Genomic DNA, 12,735 nt, shown 5'->3' with positions numbered 1-12,735 from the left:
CGCGAGGTGGGTCCGCTCCGCCACCGGTCCGGTGGGTACGGGGTCCGCGCCCGGGCTGTCGAACAGGCCGCCCATCGGGCCGCAGTCGGCGGGTGCGCTGTCGCCGACGCCGCGCGGGTCGAACCCGATGAGGTCATAGGCGCGCCGCACGCTCTGGGGGAGCTTCGCCCGCTTGGTGACGGCGTAGGGGAGGCCGGAGCCGCCCGGGCCGCCGGGGTTGACCAGCAGACTGCCGCGCCGCTCGGCCGGGGAGCCCGCGGCACGCACCCGTGAGACGGCTATCTCGATGTGCGGCCCGCCCGGGTGGGCCCAGTTGAGCGGCACGCTAAGCCGCGCGCATTCGACACGCTCCGGCGCCGGTGGGTCGGGCACGGAATCGGGGCAGGCCCCGAAGCGCAGGGCGGGCGGCGGGGCGGCGCGGGCGGGAGCGGTGGGCAGGGCGGTCGCGGTGAGTGCCGCCAGAGCGCACAGCAGAGCACGGCGGTGGACGCGTGCGGTCACGGAGTGTCTCCCAGTGGGCCCGTTGAGTACAGATGACAATGAAAATGATTACCGATAGCGTTGTTCTCCGTAAAGCCCGGTCCGCCTCCCGACGGAGGCGCCGTCGGGCTGCCTGATGTGGCGAACCGCACCGCACGAGACGGGACGAAAAGGGGACCTGTGGCTCATCTGTTGGTGGTCGAGAGCTGGGTCGGATCGATGAGCAGACTGCTGCCGCGGGCGATCCGCGAGGGCGGGCACGAGTTCACCTTTCTCACCCGCGACCTGCACCACTACCTGCGCGCGGCACCCGAGGGCACTGCGCATCCGCTGCTCGGCGCCCGCAACGTGATCACAGCGGACACCAACGACACCGAGGCCCTGCTGCCTCAGGTCGAGCGGCTGCAGGGGGTGTTCGGCTTCGACGGGGTGATCACTGCCTGCGACTACTACCTGTCCACGGTGGCGCGAATAGCCGGGCGCCTCGGTCTGCCCGCGGCGAGCCCCGAGGCGGTCCGGAACGCCTGCCGCAAGGACGCCACCCGCCGTGTCCTGGCCGATGCCGGGGTGCCCGGACCACGCTTCGCCGTACACGGTGAATGGGCCGGCATCGCACGGGCAGCGCAGGAGATCGGCTACCCGCTGGTGGTCAAGCCCGTCGACCTGTGCGCGGGCATGTATGTCCGGCTGGTGGAGGACGAAGAGCAACTGTCCTCCGCCGTACGGGCGATGGCCGACTTCCCGGTCAACGCGCGCGGGCAGCGGCGGCCACCCGAGGTGCTGCTCGAAGAACTCCTGGACGGCCCCGAGGTGAGTGTGGAGACCGTCTCGCACGCGGGCGCGGTCCATGTGGTGGGTGTGACCGACAAGAGCATCGGCGGAGCGCCCGCGTTCATCGAGACGGGCCATATGTTCCCCGCCGCGCTGTCGGCCGCGGACACCGAGGCCGCCGAGCAGACCGCACTCGGCGCGCTCAAGGCGCTCGGGCTGACCGACGGCACCGTGGCGCACACCGAGATCAAGCTCACCTCCGCCGGGCCGCGCGTGGTCGAGGTCAACCCCCGCCCGGCCGGTAACCGCATCACCGAACTCGTACGCCACATCACCGGCATCGACCTGGCCGCGGCCTTCGTGGACGTCTCCCTCGGCCGCGCACCCGATCTGCGGCGCACCGACACCGGGCTGCGCAGCGCCGCCATCGGCTTCCTCGTGGCGCAGACCCCCGGCACGCTCGAAGCGCTGGGAGGCGGCCACCTGTGCGACCTCCCGGAGGTTCTGGAGGTGCACCTCGCCGAGCCCGGCAAGCAGGTCAAGGCCGCGGGCAGCAACAACGAGTACCTGGGACACGTCATGGCGGGCGACACCGAGGGCACGGGCGCCCGCGAACGGGTCGAAGCCCTGCTCGACGGGGTGCGATCCGGGCTGGTGATCCGATGACTCCCGCCACCTCGGCTCCCATCCGTGTGACGACGTACGGCGAACTCGCAGCCCGGGCCCGCGCAGGCGAGCTCGGCCCGGAGCCGGCAGCGCAGCGGATCTCGGTTGCCTTCACCACGCGGCAGGCCGTACGGCACGACGGGCGCGGCACCGGCTACCGCAACGAGGTGCTCAGTCTGCGCCTCGCCGAGGCCGTCGGCTCGTGCGCGGTCGAGCCCAACACGCTGTCGGACAGCGCGGTCGACGACTGCGCCGGCGCCGACGTGGCCCGGCTCCTGGACCATCCGCTGCTTCCGGTGCGCGTAGCCGCACTCGACGCCTATCTGGCCCACATCTCCCCGCACACCCCGGGCAACGGGGCGCGGCCCGTGCCGCTGCCGGCCGGGACGTCGCTGGAGAAGTCCCGTGCCCGCGCGCGTGCGGTGGTCGAACTGCTCGATCTGCCACCGGGCGCGACCGTGCTGGTCGTCGGCGTCGTCAACTCCCTGCTGGAAGCCCTCCGTGCCCGCGAACTGGGCTACGTCCCATGCGACCTCAAGGGCGGGGTCACCGAGTGGAACGAGACCGTTGCCACCGACGCGCTGTCCGAGGCCGAACGGTGCGACGCGCTGCTCGTATCCGGAATGACGCTGGGCAACGGGACCTTCGAACCACTGCGACAGCACGCGTTGCGGCACGGCAAGCAGCTGGTGACGTTCGCCCAGACCGGCAGCGCCGTGCTGCCCCGCCTCCTGGACTCCGGGGTGAGCGCGGTGTGTGCGGAGCCCTACCCCTTCTTCTGGCTGGAAGGCGGCCCAGGCACCGTCTACCGCTACCGCGCCGACCGTCCGGGAGGCGCCCGTTGACCGCGACCGCCATACGCCCAGCCGCCCGCCCGGAACTGCTCACCCTGCTCGGCCGTACGCCACTGGCCCGCATCACCGCCGGTCTGCCGGAGCCGCACCCCGGTTTCTGGGCCAAACTCGAAGGGCTCGCCGCGGGCGGTATGAAGGCGCGGGCCGCCGTGTCCATGCTGCTCGGCGCCCGCGAGCGCGGCGAACTGCGGCCGGGGGCCGCGGTGGTGGAGTCCACCTCCGGCACCCTCGGCATCGGGCTCGCCTTCGCAGGCCAGGCTCTCGGCCACCCCGTCGTGCTGGTCGGGGACGGTGAGCTGGAGCCGTCCATGCGGCAGTTGCTGCGCGCCCACGGCGTACGGCTGGAGATCGTGGACCGTCCGGCCTCCCAGGGCGGCTGGCAGGCCGCACGCCTGGCCCGGCTGCGCGAGCTGCTCACCGAGCTGCCCGGCGCCTACTGGCCCGACCAGTACAACAACCCCGACAACAGCGCCGGTTACGCCTCCCTGGCCGCCGAACTCGCCTCCCAGCTCGACCACCTGGACATCCTGGTGTGCAGCGTCGGAACCGGCGGCCACAGCACCGGCATCATCGGCCCGCTGCGCCGTCACTGGCCCGCACTGCGGCTGATCGGTGTCGACTCCACCGGCTCCACGATCTTCGGCCAGCCGGCCCGGCCGCGGCTGATGCGCGGTCTGGGCAGCAGCATCCACCCGCGCAACGTCACCTACGGCGCGTTCGACGAGGTGCACTGGGTCGGCCCGGCCGAGGCCGTGGACAGCTGCCGCCACCTGGCCCGCGGCAGTTTCGTCAGCGGCGGCTGGAGCACCGGCGCCGCCGCCCGGGTCGCCGCCTGGGCGGCCCGCGTCCACCCCGGTGCCGTGGTCGCCACCGTCTTCCCCGACGGCCCGCACCGCTATCTGGGCACCGTCTACGACGACGACTTCGCCGCGGCCCACGGCCTCGCCCCGGCCACGGCGGCCACCCGACCCGTCCAGATCCCGCACCCGTACGCGGCCGAGGCCACCGGCTGGGTGCGGTGCACGCGCGTCACCGACCCGCTGACGGCCGTCCCCTCTTCGGAAAGGAACCCGTGAAGGCCAGCCGGCGCACCGTACGCCTCGGCCTCGCCGAGCCGCTGCGCATCTCCCGCTCCACCATGTCCGCCCGCGACGCCGTATGGCTGAGCATCGAACACGAGGGCACGACCGGCCACGGTGAGGCCGTCAGCAGCGTCTACTACGGCCTCGACGCCAAGACCCTGGAACGACTCGTCGCCATCGTCGCCGCTGACCTGGTCCGCTTCCCCGACCCCGAAAGCGCCCTGGACGCCCTGCGTGCGGGCGAGGCGATCGACGAGGGCACTCCCCCGGCCGTGACCGCCGCCGCCGAGGCCGCTCTCCTCGACCTCGTCGGCAAGCGCGCAGACAGTCCCGTGCACCGGCTCCTCGGCACGCCGGAAGCTCCGGTCGCGGCCACGGCCCGCACCATCGGCCTCACCTCCCACGCCCACGCGGCAGCGCAGGCCCGCTGTCTCGCGGCGAGCGGATTCGAGGTCGTCAAGGTGAAGGCGGGGTCCCCCGAGCCCGAGGACGATGTGGAGCGCACCCGCATCATCCGCGACGCCGCCCCCCGCGCCCGGCTGCTCCTGGACCCGAACGGCGCGGGGACCGTGGCACAGGCCGAAGCGCTGCTGCCCCGGTTCGCGCACCTCGGTGTCGAGGCGGTCGACCAGCCCCTGGCGCCCGGTCACCCGGAGGCCCTGGGCGCGTTGGCCGAACGCTCACCGCTGCCGATCATCGCCGACGAGGACGCCGTCGACCTGGAGGACGTGCGCCGTCTGGCCGGGCGCGTGCACGGCGTCAACGTCAAGCTCGCCAAGTGCGGCGGCGTGCACGCGGCCCTGCGTATCGCCGAGTTGATTCATGGCAGCGGCACCCGGCTGATGCTCGGCTGCCTGACCGCCAGCAGCCTCTCCCTCGCACCCGCTGTGCACCTCGCCGACCGCGCACGCTGGGTCGACCTGGACGGGCATCTGCTGCTGGCCCGCGACCCGTGGAGCGGCATCGGGGGCGAGGACGGCTTCGTACGGACAAGTGCCCTGCCGGGGCTGGGCGTCGAGCCGCGGGAGGTGCGCTGTGCAGACATGGCGTGAGATGCGCCGCTTTCCGCTCGCGGTCCAGCTCCTGCTGGTCAATCAGCTCGGCGTCAACACCGGCTTCTACCTCCTCATCCCCTACCTCGCCACCCACCTCACCGAGAACCTGGGCATGTCCGCCGCCGTCGTCGGCGTCGTCCTGGGCCTTCGCAACCTCAGCCAGCAGGGCCTGTTCATCATCGGCGGCTCCGCCTCCGACCGGCTCGGCGCGCGCGGCGTCATCATCGCCGGCTGTGCCCTGCGCACCCTCGGGTTCGCGCTCTTCGCGCTCGGCGACAACCTTCCCGTACTGCTCGCCGCCTCCATGCTCAGCGGCTTCGCCGGGGCGCTGTTCAATCCCGCCGTCCGCGCCTACATCGCCCAGGAGGCGGACGAGCGCAAGGCGGAAGCGTTCGCCCTGTTCAATGTGTTCGCCTCCACGGGAGCGCTGGTCGGCCCGCTGGTGGGCAGCGCGCTGCTGCTGGTGGATTTCCGCACCTCGGCGCTGACCGCCGCCGCGATCTTCGCGCTCCTCACCGTCGCCCAGGCTCTGGTCCTCCCCGCCCGGAAGGTGGAGCCGAACAAGGGCACCGTCCTCGCGGACTGGCGGGAGGTCCTCCGCAACCGGGCCTTCCTCGCCTTCGCGCTCGCCATGGTCGGCATGTTCACCCTGGAGAACCAGCTGTACCTGCTGCTGCCCCACGGAGCACGGCAGGCCACCGGCTGGAACGGCGCGGCGGGCCTGGTGTTCCTCATCGGCACCGTCGCCAATCTCGCGCTCCAACTGCGCATCACTCGCGGCCTCAAGGAGCGCGGCGACCGGGCCGGGTGGATCGCCGCGGGGCTGGGCCTCATGGCGCTGGCCTTCCTGCCGCCCGCCCTGGCCGCGGGCATGTCCGGTCCGGGTATGTCCGGCGGCCCGGACGGTGCGGCCGACGCGGCGCTGCGTGCTGTGCCCGTGCTGGCGGGAGCCCTGCTGCTGTATCTCGGTGTGATGGTGGTCCAGCCCTTTGTGATGGAGCTGATCCCCGGCTTCGGCCGCTGTGAGCTGACCGGCACCTACTTCGGGATCTTCTACGTCCTCTCGGGCATCGCCGCAGCCGTCGGCAACACCGTCGTCGGATGGGCCATGGACACCGGGGAGCGGAGCGGCGCGGGCTGGCTGCCGTGGCTGTGCTGCGCCCTGTTCGGACTCGCCTCCGCGCTCGGCGTGGCCTGGCTGCGCCGGCTGCGGTCACTGCCGGAGCCGTCGAAGCCTGCCGTACCCGTGAAGGCCTGAGACAGGAAGCCGATATGACCTCTGCGACGACCGGGAGTGCCCGCAACCTGCTCACGGACAGCCCTGAGCTGTACGAGGCGCGCTTCCCCGACCCCGGCCGGCTGCCCGCACGGTGGGCGGAGGACTGCCTTCGGCGGCACGGCGCGGGCCCGCGCGTCCTGGACATCGGCTGCGGTACCGGCCGGGACGCCGCCCACCTGCACGCCATCGGCCGCACGGTGACCGGCGCCGACATCTCCCCGGCAATGCTCGACCACGCCCGCACCCACCATCCGGGGCCCGCGTACGTTCGCGCGGACCTGCACGGATTCGAGCTGGGGCGGGCCGCCTTCGACGCGATCAGCTGCCTGGACAGCGCCATGCTGTACTGCCACACCAACGACCAGCTCGACGGCTTTCTGTCCTCCTGCCGCCGCGCGCTCGCACCAGGCGGATTGCTCGTCACGGAGATGCGCAACGGCGCGTACTTCCTCGGCCGTACCGACCTGCTGGACGCGCCCACCGTGAACGAGTTCACCTGGCAGGGCACCACCTACCGGTCCACCACCACTCTCACGGTGGACCGCACGGCCCAGCTCCTGCGCCGTTCACGTGTGTGGACCGCGGACGACGGAGCGGAGCCCGTCGAGCAGCGCTCCGCATGGCGGCTGCTCTTCCCGCAAGAACTGCGTCACGTGCTGGCCGCACTCGGCTTCGAGGTCCTGGAGCTCCACGACGGCCCGGGACCGCGCACCGAGCCGCCCTGGCAGGAAGGCCTGCTCCCCGGCAGCGCCACCGACGCCGACCGACTGCACCTCGTGGCCCGCGCGACCGGGCCCGCCCCCGCGTCCTGACGCTTCCTCTCTCCCCTCTCCCCCGCACGGCATTGTCCACTCCACCTGAGGAAAACGCATGCACGACGAATTCCCCCGGCAGCTCCCTTCCCAGGACCGCTTCCCCGGTCTGCGGCGCCGCGGCTTCCTCGCCGCCACGGGCGCCGCCTCACTCGGCGCGATCGCCCTCACCGGATGCGGCGGCCCCGACAGCAGCGACAGCAAGGGCGACGGCACACCGAAGCGCGGCGGACGGCTGCGTGCCGCGTTCGCGGGCGGCGGCGCCGGCGAAACCCTCGACCCTCATCTGTCCAACCTCTTCGCCGACGTCGCCCGCGCCAAGGCGCTGTTCGACAAGCTCGCCGACTACGGCCCCGACCTGTCGGCCCGGCCCCGGCTCGCCGAGAAGTGGGAGCCGAACAAGTCCCTGGACCGCTGGAAGGTCACCCTGCGCAAGGCCGCCTTCCACGACGGCAAGCCGGTCACCGCGAAGGACGTCCTCTACAGCTACCGCCGCATCACCGACCCCGACAAGGCGTTCCGGGCCAAGGCGTCCCTGGAGCCCGTCGACCTCGACGCCAGCCGCGCCACAGGTGAGCGCTCCATCGAATTCGTGCTCAAGCGCCCCACGGCCGAATTCCCCAACGTCCTGGCCGCGTTCGGCGCGTACATCGTGCCCGAGGACGCCTCCGACTTCGACAAGAAGCCCATCGGCTCCGGCCCCTTCCGGTTCGTCTCCTTCACCCCCGGCCGCTCCGCCGTCTTCCGCCGCAACGACGACTACTGGGACGGCGCCCCGCACCTGGAGGAGCTCGAGTTCGTCATCGCCAACGAGGAGTCGGCGCGCGTCAACGCCCTGCTCGGGGGGCAGGTCGAGTACGCGCACGAGCTCAACCCCACGACCGCGCGTGCCCACGAGAACAAGGGCCGGATCGATATCGTCCGGCTGCCCAACAGCGCCATGCAGGCGTTCTGTATGAAGACCGACAGAGCGCCCTTCGACGACAAGCGGGTGCGAGAGGCCTTCTTCCTCATCGCTGACCGCAAGGAACTCATCGACGGCGCGCTGTCCGGCGCCGGGGAGATCGGCAACGACCTGTTCGGCAAGGGCTACGAGTACTACGCAGACGCCCTCCGCCAGCGCGAACAGGACCTCGACAAGGCCCGCGCCCTGCTCAAGAAGGCCGACGCCGAACGCCTCAAGGTCACCCTCGACACCTCGGCCGTCGCCGCCGGATTCACCGAGGCCGCCAGCATCTTCCGCGACCAGGCCAGGAAGGCGGGCGTCACCATCGATGTCAAGAAAGGCAGCAAGGACTCCTACTGGAACGACATCCTCGACTCCGGCACCCTGTGCTGCTACCGCTCCGGCGCCATGCCCATCGAAACCCACATCTCCCAGCGCCTCCTCACCGACTCCACCACCAACGCCACCAAGTGGCGGCACAAGGACTTCGACGCCCTCTACCAGCAGGCGCAGTCCACCCGCGACACGACCGAACGCGCCGCTGTCTACGCGCGCATGCAGCGCCGCCTGTACTCCGAGGGCGGCTTCCTGGTCTGGGGCTTCGCCGACTGGATCATCGGCACTCTCCCCCGTGTGAAGGGGGTCGAGACCAAGGCCCCGGCCAACACCCTCGACTGGGCCCGCTTCGACAAGGTGTGGCTCGGGTGAGCGAAGTGCGCCCCTTCGTCGCCCGGCGGCTGCTCCTCGGTGCCGCTCAGACCGTCGCCGTTGTGCTGCTGGTCTTCGCGCTCACCGAGGCGCTGCCGGGTGACGCCGCTGTGGCCCTGGCCGGCGACCAGCCCGACCCGGCCCGCGTCGCCGCCATCCGGGAGGCCATGAATCTGGATCAGCCCGCATGGCAGCGGCTGGCCGACTGGGCGGCCGGGCTGCCGCACGGCGACCTCGGTACGTCACTCGTCTCCGGCCGCCCGGTCAGCCGGTACATCGCCGACGGCTTCGCCCCCACCCTGCTGCTGGCCGTGCTCACCGTGGCGCTGCTGGTCCCGATCGGCTTCGGGCTCGGCGTGCTGGCGGCACGCCACGAGGGCCGGCTCACCGACCGGCTGATCAGCTCGGTGACGCTGACCGTGTACGCCGTTCCCGAATTCGCCCTCGGGGTACTGCTGGTGACCGTCCTGGCGATCCAGCTGCGCTGGCTGCCGCCGACCGCGGTCGGCTACGGCGCCGACCTGCTCGGCCACCCGGCCGCCCTCGTCCTGCCCGTCCTCGTCCTGCTCGCCCGGCCCGTGTGCTCCCTGGTCCGGCTGGTGCGTGCCGGCATGATCGACGCTCTCGCCTCTCCCTATGTCGCCCAGGCACGCCGCTACGGAGTCCCCCGCGCACGGCTGCGCTACGCCCACGCGCTCCCCAACGCCCTCGCCCCGGCCGCCCAGCAACTCGCGCGCACCGTCGACTGGCTGCTGTCCGGCGTCATCGTGGTGGAGGCCCTGTTCGTGATCCCCGGACTCGGCACCGTGCTGCTGAACGCCATTGCCGAACGCGACGTCCCCGTTGTCCAGGGCCTCGCCGTGGTGTTCGGTGTCCTGACGGTCCTACTCAACCTCGGCGCCGATCTGGTGGCGCTGCGCCTCGCGCCCCGGACGGGGGTGGCCGCGTGAAGCAGCTGCGCGCCGGCCGCTTCGCACTCGGCCTCACCCTCATCGCCGTGCCCCTCGCCCTCGCCCTGCTCGGACCGGTGTTCGCGGGCGAGCCGGGCCCGCGGGCCGCGTCCTTCACCCTGGGCGACGGCCACTGGCTGGGCACCGACTTCGTCGGCCGCGACACCTGGCAGCAGGTGCTGCACGGCGGCCGGCCTGTCGTGCTGACGGCACTGGCGGCGACCGCCCTCGCCTACCTCGTGGCACTGCCCGTCGGGCTGGCCAGCGCGCTCACCCATCGCCGCTGGCTGGAGGAGCTGCTGATGCGGCCCCTGGACGTGCTGCTGGCCGTCCCCTCGCTGCTGCTGATCCTGCTGGCGGCCACGGTTTTCTCCCTCGGTGCCTTCGGTCTCGCCATGCTGGTCGCCCTGGTCAATGTGCCCGACGCGGCCCGCCTCGTACGTGCTGCCGCCGCGGAGGCCGCCGCCCGGCCCGCGGTCGAGGCGCTGCGGATGCAGGGGGAAACGTGGTGGCGGATGGCCTTCGGCTATGTCGGCCGCTCCATGCTGCGCCCCCTGGCGGCCGACGCCGGTACCCGGCTGACCGGGGTGCTGTATCTGGTCGCCACGGCCGCGTTCCTCGGCGTCGGTGTGGCACCCGACGCGGCCAACTGGGCGGTCATGGTCGACCGCAACCGCACCGGCCTGTTCGTCCAGCCCTGGGCGGTGGTCGTCCCGGCCCTGCTGATCGTCGGTCTGACGATGGGCGCCAACCTCCTCTGCGACGCCGCGCTGGACAAGGGCGGAAGACGAAGGACCCTCCCCCGCGCAACCGGGTCCGAGACCGGAGAGGGACCCGTGCGGCGCCGGACAGAGAAGGAAGCACGTCCATGAACCACACCTACGGCACACCTGTGGATCCCGTGGCGGAGATCCGCGAGCTGCGCGTCGAGATCGGCGGCAGGGCGATCGTCGACGGCGTCAGCCTCAAGGCCCTCCCCGGCAAGGTCACGGCCCTGGTCGGCGCCTCGGGCAGCGGCAAGACCACCACCGGCCTCGCCCTGCTGGGCGAGTACCCGCCGGGCGCCCGCGTCAGCGGCGACGTGCGGCTGACGGCCCACGGCCTGGCCGGCTACATCCCCCAGCACCCCGCGTCCGTCCTCAACCCCGCCCGCCGTATCGCCGCCCTCCTCACCGACATCGCCCGCCCCCAGGTACGCCAGCTGCCCCGCGGCAAGCGCCGCGCGGCGGCCCGCGAACGCGTCCTGCACGCCCTGGCCGAGGCGCAACTCCCCGCCGCCGAAGCCCTGCTGCGGCGCTATCCCCACCAGCTCTCCGGCGGCCAGCAGCAGCGCGTCGTCCTCGCCCAGGCCCTGCTGCTCGGCGCGCGCGTCATCGTCGCCGACGAACCCACCACCGGCCAGGACGCACTGGCCAAGAGGCGCATCGTCGACCACCTCGCGGCCGTCGCGGCCCGCGGCATCGCCGTCGTCCTGCTCAGCCACGACCTCGACGTCGTACGGGCCCTCGCCGACGAGATCCACGTCATGCGCGCGGGGCGGGTCGTCGAATCGGGTCCCGCAGCACGCGTATGGCTCGCGCCCCGGCACGAATGGACCCGCGAGCTGCTCAGCGACCAGCCCCGACGCAGCGAACCGGACGGCCCGGCCGGCACCGGACAACCCGTGCTACGGGTACGCGATCTCACAGCCCGCCACCGCGACGGCGACCGCCGAGCGGCCGAGGTTCTGCACACTCCCGAACTCGATCTGTACCCGGGCGAGTGCCTGGCCGTCGTCGGCCGCTCCGGCAGCGGAAAGACCACACTCGGCCGCTGCCTCGCCGGACTCCACCGCGACCACGACGGGCGGATCCTCCTCGACAACACCCCGCTGCCGCGCAGCCTGCGCAACCGCTCCCGCAGCCAACTCGCAGCCGTCCAATACGTCTTCCAGGATGTGCGCGCCGCCTTCGACGGGCACCGGCCCGTGCTGCACCAGGTGGCCCGCACCGCGACGCGGCTGCACGGCACCGACGAACGCGCCGCCGTCACCGAGGCCCTGACCACCCTCAACAGCCTCGGCCTCCCGGAGGATCTGGTGCGCGGACGCCCCGGCCGGCTGTCCGGCGGCGAACTCCAGCGCGCCGCCCTCGCCCGCGCGCTCCTCGCCCGGCCCCGCGTGCTGATCTGCGACGAGATCACCTCCGGCCTGGACGCCGTCACCCGCCGCGACATTCTGGGCACCGTCACCTCGCTGCTCCACGACCGCGGCAATCTGTCCCTGGTACTGATCACCCACGACCTGGACACCGCGGCCCTCGCCCACCGCATCGCCGTCTTCGACGCCGGTGAACTCGTCGAGCAAGGCCCCGCCCGGTCCGTCCTGACGGAGCCGAGCCACCCCTTCACGATCTCGCTGCTGGAGACCACGGCACGCCTGGAGGCGGGGGTCGCCGAGTAGGAACGAGACGGTGGAGTCGTGGAACCCGGCGCCCACCCGACGCGAGACAGCCGGTAGCTGCCCGCCCGGCTACGGCGGTGAAGCCACTTCCGGGTGGCTCCACCGCCGCCGTGACGGAAGCCAACGCCCCCGCTCCACCGGCGACGACTTGGCGGCCGGCCCGGACCGAGCCCGACGTGCTCGATGACCCCGGACGCCAGCACGGCCGCCGCCGGCTCCACCCCTGATCGGCTTGCGTGGAACTCGCCGAACGAGCGAGGCACCCCTGCCGCTGCGGCCCTGCTGGACAGGTGCATGATGAAGCAGACCTGAAAGGGAAGGGGTGGGGATGGCGCACTGGACGGTGGAGAAGCAGGTGGCGACTCCTGCGGCGCCGGAGCGTGTCGGCGGCGCAGGCTGGACGGCCGCGTGGCTGACAGGAGCCGTGGCTCTGTCGGCGGAGGGCGCGCTCGCGCTGGTCGTCTACTTCCTGGCAGGCTTGCGGGATGAGCACTATTTCGCCACCGGCATCTCGGCCTACGTCGGGTATCTCCTCGCGGCCGTGCTCGCCGTGGTCATGCTCGGCCTGGCGGGGTCGATCGGCTCGGCGGCGGCCGTCCTGCCGGTCGTGCAGCTGTCGCGTTGGTCGGCCCGCAGGACCGGGCGGGCGGAGACGATCCGCGGGTACCTGGCTGCTTGCGGGGCGTTCGCGA

The 12,735-nt window shown here is 72.5% G+C and carries 11 protein-coding genes and 1 pseudogene; 11 read left to right on the top strand and 1 reads right to left on the bottom strand.

Annotation, left to right across the window (positions count from 1 at the left end; all coding sequences use genetic code 11):
- Positions 1 to 324: pseudogene (locus tag KBY19_RS33935) on the bottom strand (alpha/beta fold hydrolase); the annotation flags it as partial.
- Between the two features lie 336 nt (positions 325 to 660).
- On the opposite strand from KBY19_RS33935, the gene KBY19_RS33930 reads away from it, so the two are divergent.
- From KBY19_RS33930 to KBY19_RS33880, 11 genes are all read left to right on the top strand, one after another.
- Positions 661 to 1,917, top strand: a complete 1,257-nt coding sequence (locus tag KBY19_RS33930; protein ID WP_210956840.1) for an ATP-grasp domain-containing protein — start codon at positions 661 to 663, stop codon at positions 1,915 to 1,917.
- A complete protein-coding gene (locus KBY19_RS33925) occupies positions 1,914 to 2,762 on the top strand; it encodes a DUF364 domain-containing protein (RefSeq protein WP_210956839.1) in 849 nt (282 codons plus the stop codon). The genes KBY19_RS33930 and KBY19_RS33925 overlap by 4 nt, the downstream gene beginning before the upstream one ends.
- Positions 2,759 to 3,847 (top strand): PLP-dependent cysteine synthase family protein, encoded by a 1,089-nt coding sequence (locus tag KBY19_RS33920; protein WP_210967375.1) that lies wholly within the window; start codon positions 2,759 to 2,761, stop codon positions 3,845 to 3,847. The genes KBY19_RS33925 and KBY19_RS33920 overlap by 4 nt, the downstream gene beginning before the upstream one ends.
- Positions 3,844 to 4,905, top strand: a complete 1,062-nt coding sequence (locus tag KBY19_RS33915; protein WP_210967374.1) for an enolase C-terminal domain-like protein — start codon at positions 3,844 to 3,846, stop codon at positions 4,903 to 4,905. Before KBY19_RS33920 ends, KBY19_RS33915 begins: the two co-directional genes overlap by 4 nt.
- Positions 4,889 to 6,166: an MFS transporter gene (locus tag KBY19_RS33910; protein ID WP_210956836.1), complete on the top strand. Its 1,278-nt coding sequence runs from the start codon at positions 4,889 to 4,891 to the stop codon at positions 6,164 to 6,166. Before KBY19_RS33915 ends, KBY19_RS33910 begins: the two co-directional genes overlap by 17 nt.
- Before the next feature lie 14 nt (positions 6,167 to 6,180).
- The gene (locus KBY19_RS33905) at positions 6,181 to 6,999 is read left to right on the top strand and encodes a class I SAM-dependent methyltransferase (protein WP_210956835.1); all 819 of its coding nucleotides are present in this window, start codon (positions 6,181 to 6,183) and stop codon (positions 6,997 to 6,999) included.
- Between the two features lie 58 nt (positions 7,000 to 7,057).
- The gene (locus KBY19_RS33900; RefSeq protein ID WP_210967373.1) at positions 7,058 to 8,653 is read left to right on the top strand and encodes an ABC transporter substrate-binding protein; all 1,596 of its coding nucleotides are present in this window, start codon (positions 7,058 to 7,060) and stop codon (positions 8,651 to 8,653) included.
- Entirely contained in the window at positions 8,650 to 9,603 is a 954-nt protein-coding gene (locus KBY19_RS33895; RefSeq protein WP_210956833.1) for an ABC transporter permease, read from the top strand. Before KBY19_RS33900 ends, KBY19_RS33895 begins: the two co-directional genes overlap by 4 nt.
- The gene (locus KBY19_RS33890; RefSeq protein ID WP_210956832.1) at positions 9,600 to 10,475 is read left to right on the top strand and encodes an ABC transporter permease; all 876 of its coding nucleotides are present in this window, start codon (positions 9,600 to 9,602) and stop codon (positions 10,473 to 10,475) included. Before KBY19_RS33895 ends, KBY19_RS33890 begins: the two co-directional genes overlap by 4 nt.
- The gene (locus KBY19_RS33885; RefSeq protein ID WP_210967372.1) at positions 10,472 to 12,043 is read left to right on the top strand and encodes an ABC transporter ATP-binding protein; all 1,572 of its coding nucleotides are present in this window, start codon (positions 10,472 to 10,474) and stop codon (positions 12,041 to 12,043) included. The genes KBY19_RS33890 and KBY19_RS33885 overlap by 4 nt, the downstream gene beginning before the upstream one ends.
- Positions 12,044 to 12,371: 328 nt before the next feature.
- On the top strand, positions 12,372 to 12,735 hold a 364-nt coding region (locus tag KBY19_RS33880), incomplete at its 3' end, for a hypothetical protein (RefSeq protein ID WP_210967371.1).

It is taken from the genome of Streptomyces sp. B15 (assembly GCF_018070605.1).
In the GTDB taxonomy this organism is placed as follows: Bacteria; Actinomycetota; Actinomycetes; order Streptomycetales; family Streptomycetaceae; genus Streptomyces; species Streptomyces smyrnaeus.
This window is presented reverse-complemented; position numbering and strand designations above follow the sequence as displayed.

Coding starts and splice junctions, on each gene's coding strand:
- KBY19_RS33925 (WP_210956839.1), top strand. CDS start 1,914: ATGACTCCCGCCACCTCGGCTCCCATCCGTGTGACGACGTACGGCGAA.
- KBY19_RS33905 (WP_210956835.1), top strand. CDS start 6,181: ATGACCTCTGCGACGACCGGGAGTGCCCGCAACCTGCTCACGGACAGC.
- KBY19_RS33900 (WP_210967373.1), top strand. CDS start 7,058: ATGCACGACGAATTCCCCCGGCAGCTCCCTTCCCAGGACCGCTTCCCC.
- KBY19_RS33885 (WP_210967372.1), top strand. CDS start 10,472: ATGAACCACACCTACGGCACACCTGTGGATCCCGTGGCGGAGATCCGC.